This is a genomic window from Streptomyces sp. NPDC087428 (assembly GCF_044744085.1).
Classification (GTDB): domain Bacteria; phylum Actinomycetota; class Actinomycetes; order Streptomycetales; family Streptomycetaceae; genus Streptomyces.
On the sequence record NZ_JBIUXR010000009.1, the window covers coordinates 88184 to 114371 of the forward strand.

Consider the following 26188-nt stretch of genomic DNA (forward strand, 5'->3'; position numbering starts at 1 on the left):
ACAAGCTGCCCTTCTGGGTGAACCAACGACTGGGCCTGCTCGTGCTCGTCGTCGCCCTGTGCGCACTGTTCGGAGTGCTGCGCCCCGCCTTCCTCGACGAACGGCTCGTGCTCTTCCCGCTCCTGCGGGACATCGCGACCCTGACCGTGGTGGCGCTGGCGCAGATGGTGGCCCTGTCCGTCGGGCACATGAATCTCGCCGTGGGCCGCATGGCCGCTTTCGGTGCCCTGTTCGCCGGGTTCGGGTACGACCGGCTCGGCCTGCCACTGCCGCTCGGGCTGCTGCTGTGCCTGTTCGCCGGCGCGGCCATCGGCGCACTCACCGGCTGGATCATCGCGCGCACCGGTGTCAGCTCCTTCGTGGTGACGCTGGCCATGGACTTCGCGCTGCTGGGACTGGTCTCGTTGCTGTACTCGGCCCTCACGGAGAACGCGGCGTTCACCACCAGGCCGTCGGGGCTGGCCGAGCTCCGTTCCTACTCGCTCGCCGACATCTGCGCCGGCCCGGTGTGCGGCTCCCCCGCTGTGCCGCAGATGATCCAGTTCACCGTGCTGGCCCTGGCCGGTCTCGGATTCCTCTACGGATGCACCCGCCTGGGCCGGGAGCTGCTGCTCACCGGTGCCAACCCGGCGGCGGCGGAGCTGTCCGGCATTCCGACGGGCCGCCGCATCGTCCTCGCGCACGCGCTGTCGGGGCTGCTGGCCGCGCTCGCCGGGTTCATGGCCGCCGTCGGGACCGGAACCTTCCGGGCGTCCATCGGTGACGACTTCATGCTGCCGTCGTTCCTCGGCGCGGTGCTCGGCGGGACGCTCCTGACCGGGGGCGTCGTGTCGGTGATCGGCGCGCTGCTGGGGACGTCGCTGGTCGGCGTCATCCGCAAGGGCCTCGACCTGCTCGGAGTCGGCCTCGAAAGCCTCAACATCTACCTCGGCTGCGTGCTGCTGCTGGCCCTGTCGGCCGATCGCGTGCGCACCGTCGTGTCCTATCGGAAGGTGGTGCGCTCCACATGATCACGACCGGTGACCGGGGAGCCAGGACCGGCGCGGCCCTGCGACGCTTCTCCCGCTCGACCACGACCACCCTGCTGGGCGTCGCGCTGGCCGGATACGCGGCCCTGGGAGTGGCCTCGTCGGGCTCCTTCTTCGACGGCCCGTCCGTGCGCACGTTCCTCCAGTACCTGGCCACGCCGATCCTCATCGGCCTCGCCCAGATGGTCGCGCTGTCCGTCGGACAGCTCAATCTGGCGGTCGGTGCCCTGGGCGGGTTCAGCGCCTGTCTGACGGGCGTGCTGATGGCCGACAGCGGTGTCCCGATGCCCGTCGCCGTGCTGGCGGGAGTGGTCACGGCCACCGCCGTCGGTCTGCTGACCGGCCTGTTCATCGTGGCGACGCGGATCAACGGCTTCATCGTCACGCTCGGCACGATGACGATCCTGCTGGGGGCGCAGTACCGTCTCGCCGGCACCCGCACCGTCGACGGCTACTCCGAGACGCTCAAGGACCTCGGCAGGGCAGCCCCGTTGAACATTCCGCTGGTCTTCCTCGTCGCGCTCGCCTCTGCCTTCCTGCTCGCGGCCTTCATGTACCGCACCACCGCGGGACGCCGCCTGCTGGCAGCCGGCGGGAACCCGCTCGCGGCCAGGCTGTCGGGCATCTCCACCGACCGGCAGATCGTACTCGCCCACACGGTGTCCGGACTGCTGGTCGGTGTGGCCGCGCTGACCGCCACGGCCTCGCTGCCGGGCGTCAACCGCAGCGTCGGCGGCGACTGGCTGCTGCCGAGCTTCGCCGCACCGATCATCGGCGGTGTCGCGCTCAACGGCGGCACCGTCGCGGTACTCGGAACGGTGCTGGCAGCCTTCGTGATGCGGCTGATCGACGCCGCACGCGCGCAGTTCTCGCTCGACCCGAGCTGGGTGAACTTCCTCATCGGTCTGGTCGTGCTGGGCACGGTGGTCGGTGGGCGCGTCCACCAGAGCCATCTGGAGAAGAAGGGCAGGGCGCAGGGGCGTATCCCACCGGCCCCTGCGGACACCGGGCGCGAGACGGATACCGCCCTGACGAACGCGGGAGGCACGCGATGAACGACGTTCTTCTCGACTGCCAGGACATAGTCAAGGTCTTCCCCGGAGTACGGGCTCTGGACGGGGTCGGGCTTCGTCTGGAGGCGGGCTCCGTGCACGCCCTGCTGGGCGAGAACGGGGCGGGCAAGTCCACCCTGATCAAGGTCCTGACAGGTGTGCACGCCCCCGACGGCGGCCGGCTCAACTGGCGGGGCGAGGAGGTCCAGCTGCGCTCCCCGCTGGAAGCCACGCGCACCGGCATCGGCGTCGTCCACCAGGAGCGCAACCTCATCCCCGGGTTCTCCGTCGCGGAGAACATCACTCTGCAGGCCCCTCCTTCGCGCCGCGGGCTCGTCGACCGTGACGGCATGACAGCGCCCGCGCAGCGGTGTCTGGCGGAGCTGGGCCTGGACATCGATCCACACCGCCCGGTCATCGAACTCTCGGTGGCACAGCAGCAGTTGGTGGAGATCGCGAAGGCGCTCCACACCGAAAGCAAGGTGCTGCTGCTCGACGAGCCGACCGCCTCGCTCTCCCCCCAGGAGGCGGACCGGCTGTTCGAGGTGGTGCGGCGGCTCACCGCCAAGGAGACCTGTGTCGTCTTCGTCAGTCACAAGCTCGAAGAGGTCTTCGCCGTCTGCGACACCGTCACGGTGCTCCGCGACGGCCGGTCCGTGCTGGAGTCCGCACCGCTCGCGGACCACACGCACGACGACGTGGTCAGCCTGATGGTGGGCCGCGCCCACTCGGCCACCGAGATGGAGCCCCGCGCTGTCGACACGTCCGCGCCCCCGGTGCTCTCCCTCGACCGGCTCTCCACCGCGGACGGGCACGAGGACATCTCCCTGGATGTCCGTCCCGGCGAGATCGTCGGTCTGTACGGCCTGGTGGGAGCGGGCCGCAGTGAACTCGTCAAGGCGGTACTGGGTCTGGACCGCTGCACCGGTGGGGAGATCCGGGTGCACGGCGAACCCGTCCGGATCAGCTCGCCCCGGCAGGCACTGCACCGGTTCGGTATCGGGTACCTGACCGAGAACCGGAAGGAGGAGGGTGTCTTCCTCGACCAGCCCATCCATCGGAACATCACGGTGACGGTGTGGCGGAAGCTGGCCGGGGCCCTTGGGTTCGTCTCCGCGCGCGAGGAGCGGGATGTCGCGCAGGATCTCGTCGACCGTCTGGGCATCCGCGTCTCCGGGCTCGGGCAGAACGCCGGCGAGCTCTCCGGAGGCAACCAGCAGAAGGTGAGCCTGGCGAAGTGGCTCGCGGCCGAGACCCGCCTGCTCGTCGTCGACGAACCGACCGTCGGCGTCGATGTCCGCACCAAGCACGCGTTCCACGAACTCCTGTGGGAGCTGGCGCGCGACGGTCTGCCCATCCTGCTGATCAGCAGCGACCTGGCGGAGATGATCACACTGGCGGACCGGGTCGTCGTCATGGCCGATCACCGTGTCCGCGGAGAGGTACTCAACGACCGCGACTACGAGCGCATGAGCGGCCGGATCATCCGTATGATCCACGATCGCGCGGTCTCCGCGGTGGCCGCCGGGGCCGATGCCCGATGAAGCGCGTGGCCCAGGTGATCCGGGTCCGCCCGGAGAAGCTCGACGAGTACCGCGAGCTGCACCGCCAGGTGCCGCAGCCGGTGCTGGACCGGCTGCGTGCCTGTCACATCACGAACTACTCGATCCATCTCCTCGGCGACCGGCTCTTCGGATACTTCGAGTACCACGGCCGCGATCTGGCCGCCGATCTCGCGCTCATGGCCGCGGACGAGTCCACACAGGCGTGGTGGCGGCTCACGGATCCGTGCCAGGAGCCGGTGGCGGAAGCGGCTCCCGGTGAACGGTGGGCGCCGATGGAGCAGGTGTTCCTCATGGAGTGAGCGGTCGGGGTCTGGGTGCCTTCACGACGGGAGTCCCCGGCCCGGCTCGATCGCGTCCGGCAGCCCCCACCTCGGAGTTCGGCCCGGCCCCCGTCGCCGCTTGGCTAAACTGCGTATGTCCCGAAGAGTCCCGAGCAACAGGAGAACGGATGCCACCGCAGGACCGTTCCGCGGGTTCTGGCGGAAAGACGCCGAGCGCTCCGCCCGCCAGGCAGGTGCTCTCCGACAGTGTCTACGAGGACATCAAGGCCATGGTCATGGACCATGAGATCGCGCCGGGCGCCCGCGTCGGGATCGATGCCCTCTCACGGACACTGGGCGTGTCGCCGACACCCGTGCGCGAGGCGCTGGCCCGGCTCGAATCCGACGGCCTGGTGGTGAAGCGGTCGCTCTCGGGGTACCGCGCGACCGAGTTGCTGACGCGGCAGGGGCTGGAGGAACTCTTCGAGATGCGAATGCTGCTGGAGCCCAGGGCGACGGCGCTGGCCGCGGCCAACGCCACTGAGGAGCAGCTCGACGCGATCGAGCGGATCACGGATGAGATGAGGACGCTCCCCGGACCCACGGGCCGGTACGCGGACTACCGCGACTTCGCCGCCCTGGACCAGCGTTTCCACGAGGCGATCGCCGCCGCGTCGCACCGGCCGTTGCTCACCGACGCGGTCGAGAGGCTCCACTCACATCTGCATATCTTCCGGCTCACCAGCGCCGAGGCCGCCGAGGATCCGACGCTGGCCGAACACGATCGTGTCGTGCGCGCGATCCTCCGCAGGAAGGCGGATCGTGCCGCCGAGGCCATGACGGAGCATCTGGCCCTCAGCCTCCGGCGCCAGATGGGCCACGAACGCAAGTCCTGACCTGTGTCTGCGCTGTCTCGCGCCGCGCCGCACGGTGAACCTCTGAACGCGACCGAACGCTGCGGGGCCGGGCAGGAGTTCACTCACCCCGTGACCCGCGCGGCGCTGACGGCCTCGGCCTGAGCGGGTGCGGATGGCGGCCGTGCGACGAGGAGGAGGTCCTCGTACGTGTGATGACGGCGGGTGCTGGTGCGGTGGTGCAGCAACCCGGCCGCGCGAACGTGCTCGCCCGCGTCGACGAGGGCGCGGGCGAGTGTGTCCTGGATGATCTCGCGCTCCACCCGCACACCACCGATCCGTTCGGCGTCGTCGCCCAGCCGGCTGAGCAGGTCCACCGCCGCACGGGGACGGCCCGCGGTGATCTCCGCCAGGGCCAGGGCGACAGGAGCCAGGACATCGCGGTAGTCGGGGCGTTCGTCGGCGGCAGCCCGGCGGGCCAGGATGCGCAGGTCGTCGGTGGCGGCCTCCACTGCCAGCGCCAGGGCGAGGTTGAAGGTGTGGAAGATCTCCGCCATCCCGCCCGGTGCGGCGAGCAGCTCCCGGACGTGGTCCGGATCGCTTCGGTCGGCCGGTGACTGTCCGACCAGAAGCAGGCGCCAGTTCGTCGCGGCCCGCATTCCGACATCCGTACGCGCCAGTGCCGTGTCCGCCCGCCGACGCGCGTCCGGGAAATCTCCGCAGGCGATGGCCTGGAGCGCGGCGTGCCAGTTCAGGTGCCGTGACTGCACCGCTTCGGGATCCGCCCGCAGCCACGCGTCCAGGAACTCCGCGGAGGCGCCGCCGCCACCCCGCTCGTGCTCCGCGTGGGCGAGGGCGTGCGCGGCCACACCCGAGCGGGGATGCAGGACCAGCGCCTGTTCCGCCAGCTCGTGCGCCTCCTTCACCCGGCCCTGCTCCGCCCTGGCCGACGCCAGCCAGCTCAGCCACGGCCAGCTCTCGGGTCCGGCCAGCGCCGCCTGCCGCTCCGTCAGGGCGTCGCCGTGCGCGCGGTGGGCGGCGTCCCCGCAGGACGAGAACGCGCCCAGCATCAGCCCGGCCAGCTCATCGGCCGGCCAGCGGGCGAAGTGCTCCACCAGGTGATCGGCCGTCATGAGGTACTGCCGGTGCGTATGAAGGAACACCCCGTACACCAGGCTCGCCTCCCGCTCACCGGCGGACCGCGCGTCCCGGTGCGCGATCGCCAGCTGCGCCTTCAGCTCGGCATCACTCCAACGGTCGGCGGTCGCCAGCGCGAGAAGCGCCCGCGCCACACCGCAGTCCGGTTCCGAGCCGACCCATTGGCACAGCAGAGGCAGCGCCTGCCCGCTCAAGGAGAGAAGCGCAGCCACCGCCCGCTCCCCCCCACGGGCGCGACCGTTGCCGCCCCGCTCGCCGCCGACCGGCCGCGCACCGGCCCGCTCTCCGGCCCGTTCACACGCTTGACATGAATACCGCGGTGCAGACGATGCCGCTGTTGCCGCAGTGGTTGCGCGGCAGACTCAGCGGCAGACCGGCCTGGTTACCGCTCCCCAGCCCGCTCCCGCTCACCGTGGCTCCCGCAGTGCGCGCACTGCCCTGGCTGACGCAGGTGTTGCCGAACGCCGCGTTCCCGATCCCGATGACGTTCGCGTGAGCGGCACCTGCCGGAAGCAGTGCCACGCCGGCCACCGCGCCCAGCACCGCGGCAGTCCGCGCACCCGTACGCCCGGCGCCGCCGCCCGCGCCCCATGTCTCCACGCCCATCGTGCTCCTCCTTCATCCATCCGGCACCGCGTCCCGGTACCCGTACGAACAGCGCCCGGCCGGACAGAACCGGGTCACAGCTCCACCAACGAGAGAACCCCGCTCACGACACGAAGATCCCCCGCCGGACTCCGCTGCGGCGGGCCGACGGGGGATCTCACGGGAGCCTCTACTGCTGATGGCCGGGGACGGCGGTCGCCGAGGACGTCCCGGTCACGCCTTGCGTGCGACGGCGCACCACATGGGAAGGGTGTCGTCGGGGGCGTCGGACGGGCCCGGACGCCAGCGGGTCAGCGTGACCACTCCCGGTTCCAGGATCTCCAGACCATCGCAGAATCGTTTCACCTCTGCGTGGGTCCGGGGAGTGGCCGAGGCGTGGCTGGCGGCGCGCTCGTTGTAGATCCGCATGGACTCGGCCACCTCGGGAGCCGTGACGTCGGCGGCCGGATGCGACAGCGCAAGGTAGCTGCCCGGCGCGAGGCGGTCCAGCAGCCGGCGGGTGATGTCCCAGGGGTCCTCGGCGTCCTTGATGTACTGGAGGACGGCGATGAGCATGAGGCCGACCGGCCGGCTCAGATCCAGGTTGTGGGAGGCCGCGTCGAGGATCGCGTCCACGTCCCGCACATCGGCCTGCACATAGTCGGTCTGCCCCTCGGGGCCGCTGACCAGGAGCGCCCGCGCGTGGGAGAGCACGATCGGGTCGTTGTCGACGTAGACAACACGTGATTCGGGGGCGGCCTGCTGCGCCACCTCGTGGGTGTTCGCCGCGGCGGGAATCCCCGTACCGATGTCGAGGAACTGACGGACCCCGGCCCCCGCGAGGTGACGTACGGCGCGGCCGAGGAAGGCGCGGTTGGCACGGACCGACGGCACGATCGTCGGGTTGGCCCGAGCGGCGAGCTCCGCCGCCTCCTGATCCACCGGATAGTGGTCCTTCCCGCCCAGCCAGACGTTGTACACGCGGGCTGGATGCGCGTTCGCGGGATGCGGTGCGGACAACGTGTTCTCGTTCATCGTTTTGTCTCCTCGCGCGGCTGCCACAGCCAGCTCGAACTCAAGTCCGGACACGGTACCTCCGTGATCCGCCACCCATCGCCCATCAGCCCATACGGCCTGGCACGCAGCGGGTTTCGCACCGGCGCGGACGGCTGCCCTCCGGCGATCAAGTGCCGTGCCACGGTGCGACGTTGGGCGAGTGGCATGTCGGTCGGGCGCACGGCGAAAGTCAAGTCAACGCGGCGCGTATCCCCGCAGGAAGGCCCGTACGCCCGACTCGACGATCGCGCGTTCCGCCTCCTCCGGGAGCGGCAACGCACCGTCGAAACTCGCCTCGTTGATCTCGCCCACCGTGAGCAGCAGCAAATGGCGGGCCGCCCGCGCCGGATCGTCCGTGGCGAGCAGGCCGTCGGCGGCCAGCTCCGCGAACCGTCCGGCCAGCGCGTCGGACGCCCGTTGCGGCCCGCTCCGCCGCCAGGCCGTGAGGAACTCCCGCGGGACATGGGCACCTTCGGCCCGCAGTTGCCGGATGACCGCGAAGTGGTCGGTGAATCGGCGCGACGCACCGATCCAGGCCTCCATGAACTCGACGAGGTCCTGCTCCAGGCCGGCCGCGGTCACTCTGTGCAACCGCCGGTCGATCGCATCGAGTTGTGCTTCGACGACCGGTTCCGAACCCTCGGCCACCACGGCCCCGAAGAGCTGGACCTTGCCGCCGGGGAAGTGGTTGTAGATGGTGCGGGTGGAGACCACGGCCTGCGCGGCGATCGCGTCGATGCTCGTGCGCGTGTAGCCGTCACGCCCGAAGACCTTGCGCGCGCCCCGCACGATGGCCGACCGTTTCTCCGCCATGCCCTGCCTCATGGGTGGCTTCCCTCTCTGCCGCTGCTGCCCTGGTCAAGGTATGCGCCGAGGATAAAGTACAACGGTCATTGCATTGACTACCATGCTGGTTGTACCGTACTTGCGATCGCGAAGCGCGCGAGCATCGAGGCGAGGGCCCGGCGGACGTCCGTCACCGCTGCGAGCGACCTCGACTCTGTTCTGCAAAGAGGCTGTGCACGCGCATCAGCCCGAGGAAGGAACAACGTGCCCACCAAGACCAAGACGCTGCTGATTCCCACCGCGGACGGCCAGGCCGACGCCTTCGCCGCCTTCCCCGACCGTGACGGGCGGCACCCTGGAGTGCTGCTGTACCCGGACGCCTTCGGCGTACGGCCCGTGGTGGAGGAGATGGCCCGTGAGCTGGCCGGGCACGGGTACTACGTGCTCGTCCCCAACATCTTCTACCGCCACGGCCCGGCACCGGTGATCGAACTCCCCGAGCACATCGGCGCGGAGACCCGGCCCGCGGTCTTCGCCCAGGTGATGCCCATGGTCAAGGCGCACACGAGCGAACGTGCCCTGCTCGACGCCGACGCCTACCTCAGGTTCCTCACCGCCCAGCCCGAGGTCGGCGCCGGACCGGTCGCCGCGGTCGGCTACTGCATGGGCGGCGCTCTGGCGATGCGCACCGCAGCGGCACACCCCGGCCAGGTGGCCGCCGTCGCCGGGTTCCACCCCAGCCCCCTGGTCACCGACGCGCCCGACAGCCCGCACCGCGACTTCCCCGAGGTCACCGCACAGGTGCACCTCGGCCTCGCCGAAGGCGACATGTCCCCCGAGACCCTCAGCGAGCTCAACCAGGCCCTGGACGCCGCAGGTGTCAGCCACACCTGTGAGATCTACCCCGATACCGTCCACGGCTTCACCATGTCCGACACCGCAGCCTTCAACCCCTCCGCACTCCAGCGCCACTGGGAGCGCCTGCTCCCTCTCCTCGACCGCACCCTGACCAACAGCTGAGGCCCCGGGCCCGGAACGCGGCTCCGCAGGCCTGACGAACGCACCCCGCCGACCGCGCAGTCGCCTTCCAGGGCTGGACTACCAGCGGACGGTCCGGCCCTGGTAGTCCAGCCAGGTCGTGCAAGTCGCTCCGCCCGGTTCCCCGCACGGTCGCGGTCACCCGCCAGCCTCGGGCCAGGCGCTTCATCCGCCCCGCATCCGCCGTCAACGGCCCTCAACGAGCTCGGAATCAGGTACTCCGGACATCAGGAGCTCCGTAAGTTCATCGCCGCGCGACCCGCGGCCGGCCATGCGCGGCCGGCCATGCGGTGGCGTCGACCGTCAGGAACTGTTCGCCGGCCACGTTCGCCGGAGTGACCCCGGAGAATGCCATGACCTCACGGTGCAGGTGGGACTGGTCGAAGTAGCCGCCGTCCGCGGCGACTCGGGCCGCGCCTTCACCTGAGACCAGTTGGTGGGCGGCGTGGTCGAAGCGGACCAGGTTCACCGCACGCTTGGGCGGCATGCCGGTCTGCGCGTGGAACCGGGACCACAGGCGCTTGCGGCTCCATCCCAGTTCGGCCGCCAGGTGACCGACCCGGACGCGGCCGCGGCTGAGGGCGATCCGGTTCCAGGCCCAGGCCACCTCCGGATCCACCGGAAACCGCGCGTCACGTCGGCGGGCGAGCAACGCCGCCGTCAGCGCGAAGCGTTCCTCCCAGGAGGAGTTCTCGCTCAGTTGCTCGCGCATCCGTGACGCCTCCCGGCCCCACAGGCCGTCGAGGGCCACCGACGTACTGTCCAGGTCGGCCGGGCAGACGTCCAGAACCGCGCGGGCGATCACCGGGGAGAGGCGTACCTGCACGCACTCGATGTTCTCGCCCCACGCCCGAGCCGCACCCCCGAACCCGAATCCGGGCCCGGCGACAAGGCTTCCTCGATGCCGCCGCCCAGCGCCGTCATCCACGGCGGCCGGGCTCGTACCGAAATCCAGGAGCAGCATCACGGCCGGATGCGGGACCACCCGCAGACCGCCGGCGGGCGCGCGAGGTATCCGGAACCCTGCCATGTCGCCACCTGGCAACCGGCCGGGCCGCTGTTGCTGCCGCGCGACGTCCCACGCGGCGGGATCGCCGTATTCACCCACAGTGGACCGCATCATCAAATGGTACGAGGGCGGGTGGCTTTGTTCACGAGTAGCGGTTCTGGCTCAGCTTCTGAGCTCTGGCTCACTTCGCGTGGTCGCGTACCCAGGATGACTGTCGATCTTCGCCTCATGGTGGTTCTGGCGTTCGCGGGCGGTCAGCGCGCGCATGGCTGGTTGGCCGCGCACGAAGCCGGCTCCCCTCATCAGATTCCTTGAAATCGGTCATCTAGGCTGGCGCGGTGACTGATGAGCAGGAGCGGGTGCAGCCGTCGGGAGTGTGGGCCACTGCGGTGGGGGTGGCCAGGGTGCGGGCGCGGGAGACAGAGCGGGAGAACGCGCTGTTCCGCGACCCACTGGCACAAGCCTTCGCCACCGCCGGCGGCCTGTGGCCCTCCTCGCCGCCGCTGGCCGATGACGAGGCCGCGCGACGACGCCGGCTGGCCGTGTCGTTCTCCATCGTCATCAGGACGAAGTTCCTCGACGACCTGTTGCAACAGGCCTCCGCGTCCGGGGTCCGGCAGGTCGTTCTGCTCGGCGCAGGCATGGACAGCCGGGCCTTCCGGATGGACTGGCCCGAGGGCACCCGGCTGTTCGAGGTCGACACCGTCGCGCCACTGGACTTCAAGGCTTCGGTGCTGCGCCAGGAGCGGGCCGTCGCGCACTGCGAGCGGATCACCGTCGCGGTGGATCTGCGTGAGGACTGGCCGGGCGCGCTGGCTGCCGCAGGACACGACCCGACCGTGCCGACCGCGTGGATCGCCGAAGGACTACTGATCTATCTGCCCGAGGATGCGGTGGAGCTACTGCTGGCCCGGATCAGCGCGCAGTCGGCGGCAGGCAGTCGGATGGGACTGACCTTGGGTTCGCGTGGCGTGATCGACCGCTTCGGCGCGGACGCCGCGCCGGGATCGGCGGCGTCCCTGTGGGTCTCGGAGATGCCCGACGACCCGGTGGGCTGGCTGGCCGGGCACGGCTGGGAGGCCGACAGCCACACCCTGCGTGAACGCGCCGCCGCCTACGGCCGCCCGATCAGCACCCCGCCGCAGCGCGATGAACGGCCCGGCGGACTGATTTCGGCGGTCCGCCGGTAGAGCACCTCCCGGCCTCTGGACGGTCGGTTCCCAGCCGTGTCAGTGCGGCTGCCGCAGCCACGAGTCGAGAGCCACGTAGTCGCTGTCCCTCAGACCATGGCGGGGATCGACACGGTGGAGCAGGGCGTGTCCTTGGTGGTGGGCAGCGACCCATGACCGATCGGTGTCGGTGATCTCGTCGTCGACCCAGGCGAACGGGGGCGACGCAATCGTTCGCGTCAGTCATCCATGTCGTCGCCCAGACCACCTCGCACGGGAGTGCCGCCAGCCGGGGTACGTGCTCGGGATTGATCCTGGCCAGAAGCGGATTCGCGTCGACGCCGAGCGGTGAACAACCACGGTCCCCAAGATCCGCACCTGCTGCTCGTGGCAGCAGACAAACGCTGCTGCCACGGAAGTGCGGCCGGGAACATTTGTCCAAGCCCTCGACGCACACCAACGACGACAGTGGGCCCATGACTCTCCCTGACGGACAACCTGATGTGAACGCCCGGCCCGAGGCCACCGAGGGTCCGATCCTGCCCTTGCCCGGTGGCGACATCCACGTGTGCCAGGACGGCCCTCGCGATGCTCCCGCGCTCCTGCTGATCCACGGTTCCGCCTCCTCGACCCGCTCCTGGGACCAGCTGGTTCCGCTGCTGACCGGGTCACACCGCGTCATCCGGGTTGATCTGCCCGGACACGGCCGCTCGGCCGAACCGTCCGACCGCGGCTACGAGATCCCCGAGCAGGGGCGCACCGTCGGCGCGGCGCTGGACCGGCTCGGCGTCGAGCGCGCCCTCCTCGTCGGCCATTCCAGTGGCGGCTATACCGCCACCGCTCTCATCGAGCAGCGGCCCGACCTGGTGGCCGCCCTTTCGCTCATCAACACGGGCCCCAGTCTCAACGCCTTCATCGCGCCGGAGTCCGCCGCGTTCACACCGGCGCAGTGGCCACCGGCCGACGAGCAGATCCGCCGGTTCGCCGGCACGGCCTTCCACGCCGGCTATCGGATTCCCCAAGAGGTCGTGGACGATCTGCGCGGGATGACCTTCCACGCGGTCGCCGCGTCCATGCAGGCGTCCCGCGCCTATCTGGACGAACAGGCGCTCCCGGACCGGCTGGCGGTCCTCGGCAAACCGCTGCAAGTGATCTTCGGCGACGAGGACCGCAGGTGGCGGCCGTCGTCCGCCGCCGACTACCGGGCCGTTCCGGGCGCGCGAGTCGAGTTGCTGGCCGGTGCCGGCCACACACCGATCATGGAGGACCCGTCGCGCACCGCCGCACTTCTCCTGGCCTTCACCGCGCTCCATGCCGTGCGGGCCGACTGAATCGCAAGGGCCGGATCCTTCGGCCCGCTGATGAGAAATCCCGCCTGCAAGCCGGTCTGAACAGTGAGTTGCGCATTCCAGCCCTGCCCCGGACAGCGGCCCAGCACCTGGAGATCAAGCGCCTACGCACTGAGGCGGCAGCCGACGTCGAGATGATCACCTGACACCCACGACGGCCGGCCCCGGGACGATCGGCGCCTGCCGTTGACCTCCGGCCGGGGGCGTGGCCACGTCGCCGGCCCCGGCCGGTCGAGGTAACGGTCACTCCGCCGATCCGGAGCTTTTGCGCTGGTTGGCATTGAAGCGCGCTTTCTTCTGACGATTTCCACATGTGTTCATGTCGCACCATTTGCGGGTGCGACTCCGACTGGTGTCGAAGAAGGCGGCCCGGCAGGTTGGTGATGCGCACAGGGCCAGTTTTCCGTCCCGTTCACCCGCGATGATGCTGATCGCGTCGGCGGCGATCACACCGAGGGCATCCTCCACGCAGGAATCCGGGCCAAGGAGCCATCGCCGCTTCCCGTCGGGCGTCAGGGTGGCCGCGGCCCGGCCCTGAGCACTGAAGCCATTGATGACGTGAACAGCAGCCACGGGGAGAGCGTCCTGGATCGCGGCCGCTGTCGCGGCCGCGTGAATCGACTCCCTCAGCTCCCGAGCCAGGTCGAGCTGGGCAGCGGTACAGGACTCCACGGCGAGACCGCTCACCGTCAGCCAGTCGACGAGTCGGTGCGGCACGGGAATGCGCTCCACGGGCTCGCCATGACGCTCCGACAGAGTCCCCGTGAAGCTGGTCGCCAGCACGCTGCCGAGGCGGAAATCAGGGAACCCATCACGCATGGAACCACCTTAGCCGGTTGCACGTCGCCAGGAAGGCAGGTAGAACCGTCTTAGCCGGTTCCACGATGGCCAGGAGGTCTCATGCCCCGACCGACCAGCGACGTGCAAGTATTCGAAGCCCACGCAACTGACGCCGACCTCGACGATCTGCGCGCGCGACTGACCGCGGCACGCCTCCCGGAGGCCGAGACGGTCCATCGCGCCGCGCCCGGCCCTCGCCGATGGGAACAGGGTGTTCCTCTCGCCGACCTCGTCGAGGTCGTGAACTACTGGCGCACCGGGTACAACTGGCGGGCGTTCGAAGCGCGCCTCAACCGGATCGGCCAGTTCCGCACGACCATCGATGGTCTGGGAATCCACTTCCTGCACCGCCGGTCCGCGCGCGCGGAGGCCACTCCTCTGATCTTGACGCACGGCTGGCCAGGCAGCATCGCTGAGTTCATCGATGTAGTGGACGAGCTGGCAGATCCGAAAGATGCAGGCGCGCCGGCGTTCCACGTGGTGGCCCCGTCGCTGCCAGGCTTTGGTTACAGCGACAAGCCGGCCGCCACTGGGTGGGGAACCGAAAAGATCGCGGCCGCATGGGTGGAACTGATGGCGCGGCTCGGCTACGACAAGTTCGTGGCCCAGGGCGGCGACTGGGGAGGTGTGATCACCACGGTCCTCGGCGGCAGGTTCCCGGAGCACGTTCTCGGCATCCACACGACGACCGCGCAGTCACCGCCCGGGTTGACGACGGACGGGCTGACGGCAGCCGAGCGCAAATGGACCGAGGAAACCCACGATTTCTGGCGCCACCACGCGGCGTACGCGAAGCAGCAGGCGACCCGACCGCAGACCATCGGGTACTCGCTCGTCGACTCACCGGTTGGGCTTCTCGCCTGGATCCTTGACAAGTTCGCCGAGTGGACAGATACCGAGGACAGCCCGTTCGAGGCGATTTCCATGGACACCGTTCTTGACAACGTCACCCTGTACTGGCTGACCAGAACCGGCGCTTCGGCAGCCCGCATCTACTACGAGAGCCACAACTCGCTCGACCCCGAACTTCGCGTCGACGTCCCGTCAGCAATCAGCACGTATCCCCGCGACATCGAGAAGTGTCCGCGCCCCTGGGCACAGGAGCGGTTCCGGCAGATCGTCCGATGGAGGTCGCCCGAAACCGGCGGACACTTCCCGTCGCTGGAGGTTCCCGAGTACTTCGTCAAGGATGTTCAAGAGGGTCTCGCGGCGGTGCTGGCCGCCCATCGGTGAACGCGGCCGGGTACCGGCACTCGATCACCGCCTGGTCCGGCTCAAGGCGCTGTCCCGCGCCTTGAGCCGGGCCAGGTGCCCGTACAGAGACGTCGCGGTCACTGCGACGAAGAGTGCGAACAGCGTGACCGGCAGCAGCCCGAGGGGGCGGAGCGGGTAGTCCGGGTGCCGCGTGATCTGCGGCCAGTTGACGTAGTAGTTGGCGGCCACGTCCACGGACATGACCGCGACGGCCACCAGCACGCCCGCCGGTCGGAGCCGCGCCAGCAGAACTGCCGCGAGCGGGTCGAGCAGCACCAGAGCGACGAAGTAGACGCGGATGGGCGCCGGGGCGTGGGAGGCGTAGCTGTTGTGGCCGCCGCCCGCCAGGTCCACGAGGTGGATGGCGGTGCCCCAGAGGAAGCAGATGACGTACGCCGTCACGACGAACCGCGTCCCCCGCGACAGGCGACGCGACCGCCGGTCGCCGTCCCGGACCGGTGGATCCGTCGACTTCCTCTGCGCCATGCTGCCCCCGGTTTGACTGGTCGGCACTCCCGCGAGTGGCTCGCCCGGCGGCGGGACCGGCCGGGCGGACGGAGCGAACGTCACGACGACGGCGGACACGGCAGGATCGGGCTCAAGGTGTTCGCAGGCCGTGCCGCCTGTCAGGACCCCTACGTCACCGCACTCTAGGAGACCTCACCCTCATGCTCGACAGAATCGACCTGCTGGTCATCGGCGAATGCGTCGCCGACATCGTCCGGTTGCCGGGGGCGACCGACCAGGTCCACCCAGGAGGCAGCCCGGCCAACGTCGCGTACGGCCTGGCCAGGCTGGGGCACGGCGTGACCCTCCTCACCCAGCTCGGCCCGGACGCCGACGGGCGGCGGATCCGCGGCCATCTGGCGGGTGCCGGGGTCGAGGTGCGCACGGACGGCGCCACGACTCCGACCCCGTCCGCCGCCGTCGCCCTGGACGGCAACGGGCAGGCCGCGTACACCTTCGAGATCGCCTGGACGCTCGGTGCGGTGTCCTTGGAGCAGCCGCCCCGGCACGTCCACACCGGGTCGATCGCCGCCGTGATGGAACCGGGTGCGGCCTCGGTCGTCGCCGCCGTCGACTCGCTGCGGACGGCCGCGACCGTCAGTTACGACCCCAATGTTCGGCCGGAACTGATGGGGGATCACGCGGACGCTGTCCGCAAGGTCGAGCGCTATGTCGCGCTCAGCGATGTCGTCAAGGCCAGTGACGAGGACCTGGAATGGCTCTACCCGGGGCAGGAGCCGGGACGGGTCGCCGAGCGGTGGCTCGCCTCCGGACCGGCCGTCGTCCTGGTGACGCGGGGCGGCGAGGGAGCCCTGGCGGTCCTGCCCGACGGCCGGGTCCCTGTCGCGGCGCCACCCGTCGAGGTCGCTGACACGGTGGGGGCGGGGGACGCCTTCATGTCGGGCACCCTGCACGCGCTCGCCGCGCACGGGCTGCTCGGCGCGGACAGCCGGGAACGCCTCCGCTCGATGGACCGGGCCACCGTCACCGACGTCCTGCGCCACGCGGCGGCCTCGGCGGCCGTGACCGTCGCCAGAGCCGGCGCCAACCCGCCCGACGAGGCGGAGCTCGCAGGGGCGCTCGGCCGGACCGGCGGTTGACACCGGGCCTCGGCACGGTTGAGGGGCGTGTGTGTCCGCCCGTGTGTCGCGCCGGTGCCGCCGCGGGGTCTATCCCCAGCACCCTTTGGGGTCCCGGCGGGCAGCGGCGATGAGCGGCCGGGTGGGTTTGGGGCGGGGCTGGAGGCGGTTGCGTGCGGAAGGCCGTCCGGGGGCGGGCGCGCTGGCTGCGGTGAGGGTACGGATGTGGTCGGTGAAGCCGGGGGCGGGCAGGGGCAGCTCGAAGTCGCCGATGTGGCCGACGGCCGCGGGAACGTAGTCGAGCACGGCACCGACCATGGCGGGCACCGGGGCCGGATCCGTCTTGAGCGCACCGAGAATGCGCAGCGCCGTGGGCAGCAGGCTCGCGTCGGTGGTCGTCACGGCGTTGAGCGCGTCGCTGACTATGCCTGGCACGTCGTCAGCGGTGACGTCGGGTACGGCGTCGGTGAAGTCGTCGGTGGAGGGCGGAGCGCTCTGGATCTGCTCGGTCTGTTCGTACCACCAGCGGGCTTCACCGTGCTCGCCGAGCGCGAGGTGGTGGAGGTAGAGGCAGTAGGAGGCCGCGGGGTCGCCGGCGCCGGCCGCGTACTGCCACCAGAAGCGGGCGTTCTCCTCGGATTCGGCGAGCTGGAGGATGCAGCCGAGGACCCGTGCTCCCGGGGGTTCGGGGAGTTGCGGGGTGAGGAAGGTGTCCAGGGTGCTGAGGGCGGTGTTGCGGGTGACGACGGTTTCGCAGAGGGTCTGCAGGTTCTGGGCCGCTTCGTGCTCCGTCGGTTCCTCCGGAACGGGGGCGGACGGCGGCGGTGGGGCGGAGGACGGGCCGGTGGTGTGGAGCCGGGCGAGGAGGCGGGTCTCGGCGGCGTTGATGTCGTCCTGGGTGTAGGGGGTGGTGACGAGGCGTGCGCGGGAGAGGAACTCCGTGATGTGGCGTGTCATCGCCGTCCTTCCATGGCGCGGTCGGGTCCCAGGATGTCCCGCAGCCGGCGTGTCGCGTGGCGGACCGTGGAGCGGACGGTGGCGCTGGTGATGCCGAGGACGTCGGCGACCGCGGGTGCGTTCAGTCCGTGGAGGTAGGTCATCACCATGACGTCGAGCTGACGTTCGGTGAGCTGACGCATGGCCCTCATGAGGGCGAGGGACTCGGTGATCTGCCCGTACGGGTCCACGGCGTCGCGCAGGGCGAAGGTGTTGAAGGCCTCGTCGTCGAGCAGCGGGGGCCGGCGCCTGCGCGCGCGGCTGTGGTCGTTGACCTTGTTCCGCATGACGGTCCAGGCGTAGCCGGCGGGGTTCTCGACGAGCAGGACTCTGTCCCAGGTCCGCAGCAGCTGCTCGAAGGCGCTGTCGATCGCTTCCTCGGCGTCGTGGCGGTTGTGGAGGAACGTCTCGGCGTAGTGGATGTAGCGCGGGCGGTTCATCTGGTGGAAGGCGGTGAAGGAGAGGTCGGGGAGCTGCTGGGTCATCGGATCGGTGGCCTGACGGGTGCGGCTTCGGTACTCGGTCACCGGCCTTCCTTCCCTTCGTGGGGACGGCGGCTCATCTCGCTCACCCCGGCCCGGACTCCCGCGGCCGCCAGGTGGCGCAGCAGGGTGTGGGCGTCCTTGCCGAAGACGCGGATCGTGACCGCCAGGATCATCAGGTCACCTACGAGGTGGGTCGTCACAGGCGAGAGCCTCTGTTCGTGCGAAGAGCCGGGCGCCTCTTCGAGCCCGGGAAGTGCGCGGGTTGTGCGCCCTTCACTCTCAACAACACCTGGGAACGAACAAGTGTGCAGGGGCAATTCAGGGAAAGTTACGGAGCGGCAGGCCTGGTGACGTACAGATGTTCCCTCCTGCTCATCCCGCACCTTTAGCCACCCCACGCCACGCGCACGCCAGCACCGTCACCAGCGCACACGCTCCACGAGCAGCACTTTGCATAAATTTGCGCGAACCCAGCAAACATTGACGGTGACTCACATCACACCCCCTCGATTGTCCCGTCGCGGCGGAGCTGTACATCGCGGTGTCCACGGCCACAACTCCGGTACGTGAAACGTTGGATGTCCGGTGGGGCACAACCATCTCCGCGGGATCGCCGTCATACGCAATGGATGTGAACAGGCGACCGAAAGAAGATTTCATGCTCTGGATACGACGCCCTGACACCCACAATGCGCGACGGACCGGCAGACGGCACGGCGCCCGTGCGGCAGCGCCGCTGGCCGCAGCACTCCTGGTCTCGGGCGGTCTGACCGTTGTATCGCTCACCCCCGGGGTGGCCCACGCGGCCGGGGGCCGCGCGGCGCCGGCGGACGATTTCAACGGCGACGGCTACGCGGATCTCGTCACGGCAGCCCCTGGCGCGACTGTCTCCGGCAAGGCGCAGGCGGGCTATGTGGCGGTGACGTACGGCTCGGCGAACGGCATTGATCCCGCGCGCAAGACGCTCGTGAACCGCTCGACGAGCGGAGTGCCCGGATCGGCCACCGCGAAGCAGCGGTTCGGGGACACCTTCAGCAAGGGGGACCTCGACGGCGACGGCTACAGCGACCTCGTGATCGGCTCGGCCAAGGGGTCTGCGGGCAGCGTCGTCGTATGGGGTTCCGCCTCGGGACTCACCGGAGGCACCGCCATCGCCGGCTACGGGCTGACCCCGCAGGTGGGCGACTTCAACGGTGACGGAAAGGCCGATCTGGCGCTGTTCGGTGACGCCGAGACCGAAGGCGATGACTCCGTACCTCAGTCGGCGAACCTGTGGAAGGGCCCCGTCTCACGCGCGGGCAAGCCGACCGCCAAGCTCAATTTCCTGGACAAGTCGGAGTGGTGGGGCGACAACGGATCCGGTGCGGGCTGCGCGGCCGACGACTCGTGTGTGAACGGCCCCCACTCGCTCAGCGGGCCCAACACCGCCACGTCGGTCGGTGACGTCAACGGCGACCACCGCGACGACATCGCCATCTGGGCCTACGAGGGCGACGGAGTCTGGGCCACTCACGTCCTGTTCGGCGGCTCCGGCGGATTCACGGAGAGCGGCACGCTCGGGGACATCGGCTCCGAGGGCGACGACAGGGCCACCGACATCGGTGACGTGGACGGCGACGGCTACGGCGACGTGGTGATCGGAAGCGGCGGCGAGACCAGCAAGGTCACCGTCCTGTACGGCTCGGCCTCCGGCCCCTCGTACGACCGGGTGCAGAGGTTCGACCAGTCCCTGCCCGGGTTCTACGGCGCCGAGGAGGAGGGCGACCACGTCGGCTCGTGCGTCTCGGTCGCCGACGTGACCGGGGACGGCCGCGCAGAGATCGCCCTCGGTATCGACGGTGAGGACTTCGGCAGTCTGACCGACGCCGGTTCGTTCGCGCTGCTTCACGGCACCGCTTCCGGTGTCACCGGTGCGGGCAGCCAGGTGATGCACCAGAACACCGAAGGCGTGCCCGGTGTCGCGGAGACGAACGACGAGTTCGGGGCCGCTTGCGCGCTCCTCGACATCAACGGCGACGGCCATCGCGACCTCGCGGTCTCCTCGACTGCGGAGAACGCCTCGGCCGGAGCGGTGTGGACCCTCAACGGCACCACCGACGGCCTGACCACGAAGCTCGCGACGGCCTTCGGTCCGGGCGATGTCGGGGGCCCGGTGACCAAGGCGCTGTTCGGCAGCTTCCTGCGCTGACCGTACCGCGTTTGCTTCCGGCGATCGGCCGGACGGGCCTTACCGCCCGGCCGATCGCCGGAAACCGGAAGCCGGCGGGGCTCCTGGAGCCGGTTACGGGGGAGAACACCCCTGCCGGAGCGGAGCGCCCGCCCGCCGAGTGCTCCGCGGCGCACAGTGGTGCCGGCTGCGGATCGTGGATGATGGACTCGTGCCATGAAGACACTGCCACCCCGCGTCCTCAAGGCGCTGGAAGAATTCCACGCCGCCCGCCCGTGGGACCACAACGCCCATTACCACCGCTGGATCATGCGGCAACTCCCGAGGCGCATCGGCACAGCTCTCGACGTCGGATCGGGCAGCGGGGGCCTGGCCCGGTTGGTAGGTACACGCGCCACATCCGTACAGGGTCTGGACGCCGATCCCACGATCGTCGTCCGGGCACGGGAACTCACGGCGCCGGCCTCGACCGTCACCTTCACCGTCGGAGACGCGCTGACCGGCATACCGCCCGGTTCCTACGACGTGATCACGTGTGTCGCCGCGATCCACCATCTGCCGTTCTCCGAAGCTCTCGCCCTGTTTCGCCGGCACCTGGCACCGGGCGGGACTCTGGTCGTCGTAGGCCTCGCCCGAGCACAGTCACCCGGCGATCGTCTGATCGGCACAGCCGCCGTTCCGCTGAATGTCGTGATGGCCTGGGTCAAGAACCGGGGGCGCAGGGCGGCACGGCCGGAATCGATGACCGCTCCCACGCGACCGGCGACGATGAGCTTCGCCGACATCGTTCGTGATGCCCGGAACGTGCTGCCCGGTGCGCGGCTCCGCCGACGAGTCTTCTGGCGATACACCTTGGTCTGGCACCGGAACTGACGCGTGCCCCGACCGACGCGGGAGCAGAGTGGTGGTCCGCGCTGCGGACCCCATGCACGGGATCGGAAGTGCGCGGGTCACCGGCGGGCGAGCAGGACAGGGTCCGTCATCCGCGGGGCGCGGGCTCCTCGGGGCGCGCGGCGCCGCCGCTGTCCCCCGTCACGCGCGTGCCCGGATGCCACAGCGAGCAGAGGAAGGCCAGTACGAGGGCGCCTGCCATGGAGTAGAAGACCCACTGGTTCGCCTCGGCGAAGTCCATGCGGATCGCCTGCATCGACTCCCGCATGAGCTCGGCGGCCCTGCCGTCGCCCGTGGGCTGCCGCGCGTCCGCGTTCCCGGTGACGGCTTCGGCGATGTGGTGGGCGGTAGCGTGCGCGGGTCCGCGCGGCATGCCCTCCGCCACCAGCGTCTCGCTGACACGGTTCACCGTGACGTGCGTCAGCACCGTGCCGAACACCGCCAGGCCGATGCTGGCGGCGAAGTTGCGGACCGTCTGCGTGATGCCGGTGACCTCGCCGTACGAGGCGCCGATCGACCGGTTGACGGCGTCGGTCGAGGCGGGCGCGAGGAGGAAGCCGATGCCTGCGCCGGCGATCGCCGCGTACGGCCACTGGTCGTGCATCGCGAGCGTCGTCAGCCTGGCGGCCCACAGGGCGAAGCCGACCGCCCCCAGAGCGGCACCGGTCATCAATGCCGGGCGGGCGCCGCGCTTGTCCAGGATGCGGCCACCCCACTGGGAGGCGAGGGCGAACCCCACGAAGAAGTACAGGAGGTAGAGCGCCGCCTGGTTGGGCGAGGCGCTCAGGGAGACCTGGGCGTACACCGAGGCGAAGAAGAGCACGGGCACGAACGCCGTCATGGCGAAGAAGAGCACGAGCATGTCGACGGCGAAGGCCCGGTCCCGGAAGACCTGGAGCTTGACGAGCGGGTGCCGCCGACGCAGTTCGAAGCGGCAGAAGAGGGCCAGGATCGCGAGGCCGACCACGATGCACGCCCATGTCGCCACCGCGTCCCAGCCCCAGGACGCGGACTGCTGGAGTCCCAGTACGGTCAGCCCCATGCCGACCGCCATCAGCACGGTGCCCGGCACGTCCAGCGGTTCCCGGTTCGAGCTCTCGGGGATGCGCGCGAGCAGGGCCAGGACGATCGCGATCACGGCGACGGGGACGTTGATCCAGAAGATGGCACGCCACGTCCATTCGGTGAGCCATCCGCCCAGCAGCGGGCCGATGGCCGTGAGCGCACCCGAGACGCCGAAGAACAGCGCCAGCGCCCGCCCGCGCCGTTCCACCGGGAACACCGAGATGACCACGGCGAGCGCCGCCGGGAACATCAGGGCCGCTCCGAAGCCCTGGATCGCCCGGAAGCCGATCAGCCAGGCCTGGGCGAAGTCACCGGTCGGCACGGCTCCGCAGAGCGCCGACGCGATGACGAAGACGAGGGTGCCGCAGAGCATGACGCGGCGATGGCCGTAGATGTCGGACAGGCGGCCGCCGAGCGCGAAGAAGGCGGCGAGGGTGAGCAGGTAGGAGTTGATGACCCACTGCATCTGCGAGGACGTGAGTCCCAGCTCGCGGATGATGTCCGGTGCGGCGATCGCCACGATGGTCTGGTCGATGAACGTCATCGACACCGCGAACATCATCGCGGCCAGTGCCAGCGTCTGGTTCGGCGGACCGCTCGCCCCGGCCGTCGCGGGCCCGTCCGTTCCGTGTGCCTGCGAAGCCGCGTTGTTCATGGGCCAATGCTCGCCGCCGCCACCCCGCCGCGCACGCCGGGCGGAAGCCGGACCCTTGTCAGTATCCAGAATCCTGGTTACTGTTTGATTCGTGAACGATTTCGACGACCGCTTCCTCACGCGCAACGGCCTCGCCGCGCGGCAGCTCGCCGTCCTGCTCCTGCACCACGAGCCGGACACCCGCCTGCCCCGCGTGCGCGACTTCGCGGAGGAGCTGGGCTGCGGAAACGGTACCGTCCAGGCCGCCCTCCACCTGCTGGAGGAGGCCGGAGCGATCTCCACGACCGCACGCGGCCATCTCGGCACGTTCCTCGTCCACTCGGACCGCACCATCCTGTGGCGGCTGTCCGGACTGGGGACGCTGCTCGCGGCGATGCCGCTCCCCTACTCACGACGGTACGAAGGTCTGGCGACCGGGCTGCGCAGCGCGTTCGAGGAGGCCGGCGCACCGTTCGCGATCACGTTCATGCGAGGCGCCGGAGCCCGGACCGCCGCACTGCTGGAGGGCAAGGTCGACCTGGTCGTCCTGTCGCGGTTCGCCGCCGACCAGCTGATCGCCGAGCACCCGGTGGAGCTGGTGGCCGACCTCGGTCCCGCCACGTACGTCGGCGCCCACGGCATGCTGGTGCGCCACGGCGTCGACCTGGACGCGCCCGGACTGCGGGTGGCGGTCGACCACGCTTCGGAGGATCTGCGGATGCTCGTGGAGCGGGTCTTCGCCGGCCGGGAGGACGTCGAGTGGCGCGAGGCGTCGTACATGCAGTTGAGCGACCTGTTCGCAAGGAACGAGGTGGATGCGACGGTCTGGAACCTTGACGAGGCGCAGGACCGGCTCGGGGTCGGCGTCGACGTGCTTCCGCTCGGGGACGAGGTCAACCGGGAGCTGGCGCTGCGCAACTCGACCGCCGCGGTGATCGGCCGGTCGGACGGGGCCAAGGCGCTCGCCGCGGTCCGCGACTCGCTCGACCTGTCGCTGGTGACCCGGCTGCAGAGCGAGGTGCTGCGCGGTGAGCGCGTCCCCTCGTACTGACCAGCGGGTTCAGTGACCGGGGTCTCATAACTCCGGGGCGTCACTCGCCCTGAAAATACAAAATCCTGGTTACTGTTGATTTTAGGAGGATCAATCATGGACGACCAGCTCGCACTGCGGATCCAGCTCTTTCGCGAAGGCGGCCAGGTCAGGCCCGAGGTGGCCGACTTCGTCACCACCGAGCTGACCTCTCTGGAGGCGGAGGGCCGCACGGTCACCGAAGCGACGGCGGGAATGCTGACCAGCCATCTGATGATGGCGCTCGGCCGGATCCTGGACGGCGAGGCGATCGAGCAGTTCCTCACCGACGACCAGATCGCCGCCGAGCTGGCCGGGCATCCCGACGCGGTGGCCCGTGCCCGTGCCGTATCGGCTCGCGCCGAACGGGAGCTCGGAGCCCCGCTCCCCGAGTCCGAGGTCAACTTCCTCGGCATGCACTTGGCGGTACTGGCCCAGCAGTCCCCCTCCGCGCCCACGTCCTGACCGGTCACGGCAGGCACCCCGGCCCCCTTCGCCCCCGTACCGACGCAGAGAACGCCCCCCGTACCGAGACACAGAGAGAAGTACAGCCATGACGAAGATCCTCACCGGTGGAGTCGGCAAGGTCGAGGTCACCGAGGCCATCGGCAAGCTCGGCATCGACTCGCTCGACGTCGTCGCCTCCAGCGACATGGACGCCGCGATGAAGCTCCGGGTCGGCCAGGCCGACTACTACCTGGGCACCTGTCACACGGGCGCCGGCGCCTCGCTGGGCGTACTCGTCGGCCTCATGGGCAGCGCCGCCTGCCACACCTTCGGTCGGAGTGTTCCGACGGAGGAGAAGGTCGCCGAACTGCTCGCCGACGGCAAGAAGGTCTTCGGCTTCTCGATGGACCAGATCGACGTCATCGCCCCCCTCATGGCGCGCGCCATCGCCGCCCGCGGCTGAACCCAGCCTGTTCTGATCATCCCGGGCACCAAGGAGTGACTCGTGAGCACCACACTCGCCGCCGGCGCCAGCCTCGACTTCACGCTGGCCCAGCAACTGACCGTGATAGCCCTGTGTGCGCTGACCGCCTACATCTCGCACATGGCCCTGGCCGTCTTCAATGACGGGGTACGCCCCTTCATGCTGGACTTCATCCAGGGACGCACCACCCGCAGCGCGACAACGGCTGTCTCGTTCGGTCTCTCCGCCGGATTCATCTTCGGACTCGGTGCGCCGATGGCCCTGTCCACGGGCGTGCTGAACCCGTGGCTGCTCTTCCTGCCCACGGACATCCTCGGGATGCTGGCACCCAGGAGGTGGCTCGCCCCCATCCTCGGCGGTGCCTGGGGCGCGGTCGTCGTGTTCGGTCTGAACGGCGCGAACAACGTCGCGCACGATCTGCCGGTCGACTTCCTGACGGCGATGCAGCAGATGTCGACGCCGATCCTGTTCCTCTTCTCGCTGTTCCCCGTGCTCGCCATCACCAAGCAGTTCGGCCGCAAGTGGGGCGGTGTCGCGGGCGTCCTCGAACTGGCCCTCGTCGTCATGACCATGAAGCTGTGGCCGAACATGTTCGCCGGAGCACTGGCCATGGCCGTCGGTGTGCTGATGCTCATCGGGCTGGCGGTCGCCAAGGACGTCCGGCAGCGCCGGGCCGACCGGGCCGCGGGCGTCGAGGAGGTCGTCCTGGAGGACGACCCGATGGCGTCGCTGTTCAGCGCCAGCGCGGCCCGTCTGCGCAAGTACCTGCCGCTGTTCATGGTGCTCGGGGCCGGGGTCTGTGTGCTCGCCCAGATGCACATATTCGGCGGCGGTGAGGCAACCAGCTTCCTGATCGCGAAGGGGCAGTACTCCGAGGCCGCCCAGGTCGACTTCTACCGGGTGTTCGGCTTCATCCCGCTGATCGCGACGACCGCGCTCGCCTCCGGCGCGTACGGCATCGCCGGTTTCACGCTGGTGTACCCGATCGGCTACCTCATGCCGAACCCGTTCCTGGCGGCTGTCGTCGGTGCGGTCGTGTTCGCCGCCGAGGTGCTGGCCCTCTCCTGGATCGGCAAGGTCCTCGGCAAGCTGCCCAGCGTCCGGGACTCCTCGGAGCACCTGCGCAGCGCCATCGGCGACACCCTCCAGCTGGCGATCCTCTTCGGTTCGCTGATGGCCGCCAACGCCATGGGCGGCGGACTCGGCATCCTCGTCGTCGGCGGGCTCTACCTGCTGAACGAGGCGATGGGCCGGCCCATCGTGAAGATGGCCGCCGCACCCGCGGCCGTGATCGTCGGCGGCATTCTGCTCAACGTCCTGTACTGGCTCGATCTGTTCACCCCGGTCAAGGGCTGACACCC

27 protein-coding genes and 1 pseudogene are annotated in these 26188 nt (G+C 69.8%); 16 read left to right on the forward strand and 12 right to left on the reverse strand.

The window, feature by feature from the left end:
• The first annotated feature begins 5 nt into the window (after positions 1-5).
• The 5 genes from ACIO3R_RS20015 to ACIO3R_RS20035 all read left to right on the forward strand — a co-directional run bounded on the left by ACIO3R_RS20015 (position 6) and on the right by ACIO3R_RS20035 (position 4801).
• On the forward strand, positions 6-1010 hold the full coding sequence (locus tag ACIO3R_RS20015) for an ABC transporter permease (RefSeq protein ID WP_385034023.1): 1005 nt from the start codon (positions 6-8) through the stop codon (positions 1008-1010).
• The gene (locus tag ACIO3R_RS20020) at positions 1007-2083 is read left to right on the forward strand and encodes an ABC transporter permease (RefSeq protein ID WP_402107289.1); all 1077 of its coding nucleotides are present in this window, start codon (positions 1007-1009) and stop codon (positions 2081-2083) included. The genes ACIO3R_RS20015 and ACIO3R_RS20020 overlap by 4 nt, the downstream gene beginning before the upstream one ends.
• The gene (locus tag ACIO3R_RS20025) at positions 2080-3624 is read left to right on the forward strand and encodes a sugar ABC transporter ATP-binding protein (RefSeq protein ID WP_402107292.1); all 1545 of its coding nucleotides are present in this window, start codon (positions 2080-2082) and stop codon (positions 3622-3624) included. Before ACIO3R_RS20020 ends, ACIO3R_RS20025 begins: the two co-directional genes overlap by 4 nt.
• Complete coding sequence (locus tag ACIO3R_RS20030) at positions 3621-3944, forward strand: L-rhamnose mutarotase (RefSeq protein WP_385033969.1); 324 nt, start codon at positions 3621-3623, stop codon at positions 3942-3944. The genes ACIO3R_RS20025 and ACIO3R_RS20030 overlap by 4 nt, the downstream gene beginning before the upstream one ends.
• A gap of 149 nt (positions 3945-4093) precedes the next feature.
• A complete protein-coding gene (locus tag ACIO3R_RS20035) occupies positions 4094-4801 on the forward strand; it encodes a GntR family transcriptional regulator (protein WP_385033972.1) in 708 nt (235 codons plus the stop codon).
• 83 nt (positions 4802-4884) lie between these two features.
• On the opposite strand, the gene ACIO3R_RS20040 is transcribed toward ACIO3R_RS20035, so the two are convergent.
• The 4 genes from ACIO3R_RS20040 to ACIO3R_RS20055 form a co-directional block, all read right to left on the reverse strand.
• On the reverse strand, positions 4885-6129 hold the full coding sequence (locus ACIO3R_RS20040; RefSeq protein ID WP_402107296.1) for a hypothetical protein: 1245 nt from the start codon (positions 6127-6129) through the stop codon (positions 4885-4887).
• 82 nt (positions 6130-6211) lie between these two features.
• Complete coding sequence (locus ACIO3R_RS20045; protein ID WP_385033978.1) at positions 6212-6523, reverse strand: chaplin family protein; 312 nt, start codon at positions 6521-6523, stop codon at positions 6212-6214.
• A 213-nt stretch (positions 6524-6736) separates the two neighbouring features.
• Positions 6737-7537, reverse strand: a complete 801-nt coding sequence (locus ACIO3R_RS20050; RefSeq protein WP_402107298.1) for an SAM-dependent methyltransferase — start codon at positions 7535-7537, stop codon at positions 6737-6739.
• A 216-nt stretch (positions 7538-7753) separates the two neighbouring features.
• On the reverse strand, positions 7754-8383 hold the full coding sequence (locus ACIO3R_RS20055; RefSeq protein ID WP_402107300.1) for a TetR/AcrR family transcriptional regulator: 630 nt from the start codon (positions 8381-8383) through the stop codon (positions 7754-7756).
• Positions 8384-8608: 225 nt separating this feature from the next.
• On the opposite strand from ACIO3R_RS20055, the gene ACIO3R_RS20060 reads away from it, so the two are divergent.
• Entirely contained in the window at positions 8609-9364 is a 756-nt protein-coding gene (locus ACIO3R_RS20060; protein ID WP_402107302.1) for a dienelactone hydrolase family protein, read from the forward strand.
• 262 nt (positions 9365-9626) lie between these two features.
• Here the strand turns inward: ACIO3R_RS20060 and ACIO3R_RS20065 are convergent, their stop codons facing one another.
• Entirely contained in the window at positions 9627-10412 is a 786-nt protein-coding gene (locus ACIO3R_RS20065) for a helix-turn-helix domain-containing protein (RefSeq protein WP_402107305.1), read from the reverse strand.
• Positions 10413-10729: 317 nt separating this feature from the next.
• On the opposite strand from ACIO3R_RS20065, the gene ACIO3R_RS20070 reads away from it, so the two are divergent.
• Positions 10730-11581 (forward strand): class I SAM-dependent methyltransferase, encoded by an 852-nt coding sequence (locus ACIO3R_RS20070; protein ID WP_402107308.1) that lies wholly within the window; start codon positions 10730-10732, stop codon positions 11579-11581.
• 39 nt (positions 11582-11620) lie between these two features.
• On the opposite strand, the pseudogene ACIO3R_RS20075 reads toward ACIO3R_RS20070, so the two are convergent.
• Positions 11621-12038 (reverse strand): annotated as a pseudogene (locus ACIO3R_RS20075) (hypothetical protein).
• On the opposite strand from ACIO3R_RS20075, the gene ACIO3R_RS20080 reads away from it, so the two are divergent.
• On the forward strand, positions 12037-12891 hold the full coding sequence (locus ACIO3R_RS20080; protein WP_402107311.1) for an alpha/beta fold hydrolase: 855 nt from the start codon (positions 12037-12039) through the stop codon (positions 12889-12891). The pseudogene ACIO3R_RS20075 and the gene ACIO3R_RS20080 overlap by 2 nt on opposite strands.
• A gap of 261 nt (positions 12892-13152) precedes the next feature.
• On the opposite strand, the gene ACIO3R_RS20085 is transcribed toward ACIO3R_RS20080, so the two are convergent.
• Positions 13153-13728 (reverse strand): CGNR zinc finger domain-containing protein, encoded by a 576-nt coding sequence (locus ACIO3R_RS20085; RefSeq protein ID WP_402107313.1) that lies wholly within the window; start codon positions 13726-13728, stop codon positions 13153-13155.
• An 81-nt stretch (positions 13729-13809) separates the two neighbouring features.
• On the opposite strand from ACIO3R_RS20085, the gene ACIO3R_RS20090 reads away from it, so the two are divergent.
• Positions 13810-14982 carry an epoxide hydrolase family protein gene (locus ACIO3R_RS20090; RefSeq protein ID WP_402107317.1) on the forward strand — a complete coding sequence of 391 codons (1173 nt, stop codon included), beginning with the start codon at positions 13810-13812 and terminating at the stop codon, positions 14980-14982.
• Between the two features lie 24 nt (positions 14983-15006).
• Here the strand turns inward: ACIO3R_RS20090 and ACIO3R_RS20095 are convergent, their stop codons facing one another.
• The gene (locus tag ACIO3R_RS20095; protein ID WP_402107321.1) at positions 15007-15489 is read right to left on the reverse strand and encodes a hypothetical protein; all 483 of its coding nucleotides are present in this window, start codon (positions 15487-15489) and stop codon (positions 15007-15009) included.
• 182 nt (positions 15490-15671) lie between these two features.
• Here ACIO3R_RS20095 and ACIO3R_RS20100 point away from each other — a divergent pair, with 182 nt between their 5' ends.
• Positions 15672-16610 (forward strand): carbohydrate kinase, encoded by a 939-nt coding sequence (locus tag ACIO3R_RS20100; RefSeq protein WP_402107324.1) that lies wholly within the window; start codon positions 15672-15674, stop codon positions 16608-16610.
• Positions 16611-16679: 69 nt separating this feature from the next.
• Here ACIO3R_RS20100 and ACIO3R_RS20105 read toward each other — a convergent pair whose 3' ends face one another.
• The 3 genes from ACIO3R_RS20105 to ACIO3R_RS20115 are packed head-to-tail and all read right to left on the reverse strand — an operon-like array spanning position 16680 to position 18270.
• Positions 16680-17546, reverse strand: coding sequence for a hypothetical protein (locus tag ACIO3R_RS20105; protein WP_385034011.1), 867 nt, complete (start codon positions 17544-17546; stop codon positions 16680-16682).
• Positions 17543-18112, reverse strand: a complete 570-nt coding sequence (locus ACIO3R_RS20110) for a sigma-70 family RNA polymerase sigma factor (protein ID WP_385034014.1) — start codon at positions 18110-18112, stop codon at positions 17543-17545. The genes ACIO3R_RS20105 and ACIO3R_RS20110 overlap by 4 nt, the downstream gene beginning before the upstream one ends.
• Positions 18109-18270 (reverse strand): hypothetical protein, encoded by a 162-nt coding sequence (locus ACIO3R_RS20115; RefSeq protein WP_363031318.1) that lies wholly within the window; start codon positions 18268-18270, stop codon positions 18109-18111. The genes ACIO3R_RS20110 and ACIO3R_RS20115 overlap by 4 nt, the downstream gene beginning before the upstream one ends.
• A 458-nt stretch (positions 18271-18728) precedes the next feature.
• On the opposite strand from ACIO3R_RS20115, the gene ACIO3R_RS20120 reads away from it, so the two are divergent.
• Together ACIO3R_RS20120 and ACIO3R_RS20125 are read left to right on the forward strand one after the other, a co-directional pair.
• Positions 18729-20258: an FG-GAP-like repeat-containing protein gene (locus ACIO3R_RS20120; RefSeq protein ID WP_385034017.1), complete on the forward strand. Its 1530-nt coding sequence runs from the start codon at positions 18729-18731 to the stop codon at positions 20256-20258.
• 195 nt (positions 20259-20453) lie between these two features.
• Entirely contained in the window at positions 20454-21110 is a 657-nt protein-coding gene (locus ACIO3R_RS20125; protein ID WP_402107330.1) for a class I SAM-dependent methyltransferase, read from the forward strand.
• Positions 21111-21216: 106 nt separating this feature from the next.
• On the opposite strand, the gene ACIO3R_RS20130 is transcribed toward ACIO3R_RS20125, so the two are convergent.
• The gene (locus ACIO3R_RS20130) at positions 21217-22848 is read right to left on the reverse strand and encodes an MFS transporter (RefSeq protein WP_385036996.1); all 1632 of its coding nucleotides are present in this window, start codon (positions 22846-22848) and stop codon (positions 21217-21219) included.
• 91 nt (positions 22849-22939) lie between these two features.
• Between ACIO3R_RS20130 and yhfZ the strand changes: the two genes are divergently transcribed.
• From yhfZ to ACIO3R_RS20150, 4 genes are all read left to right on the forward strand, one after another.
• The gene (gene yhfZ, locus ACIO3R_RS20135; protein WP_363021996.1) at positions 22940-23878 is read left to right on the forward strand and encodes a GntR family transcriptional regulator YhfZ; all 939 of its coding nucleotides are present in this window, start codon (positions 22940-22942) and stop codon (positions 23876-23878) included.
• Positions 23879-23974: 96 nt separating this feature from the next.
• Positions 23975-24361, forward strand: coding sequence for a transcriptional antiterminator (locus ACIO3R_RS20140; protein ID WP_385037002.1), 387 nt, complete (start codon positions 23975-23977; stop codon positions 24359-24361).
• A gap of 88 nt (positions 24362-24449) precedes the next feature.
• Entirely contained in the window at positions 24450-24806 is a 357-nt protein-coding gene (locus tag ACIO3R_RS20145) for a DUF2620 domain-containing protein (RefSeq protein ID WP_207317689.1), read from the forward strand.
• Positions 24807-24848: 42 nt separating this feature from the next.
• On the forward strand, positions 24849-26183 hold the full coding sequence (locus ACIO3R_RS20150; RefSeq protein WP_402107336.1) for a YhfT family protein: 1335 nt from the start codon (positions 24849-24851) through the stop codon (positions 26181-26183).
• Positions 26184-26188: the final 5 nt, after the last annotated feature.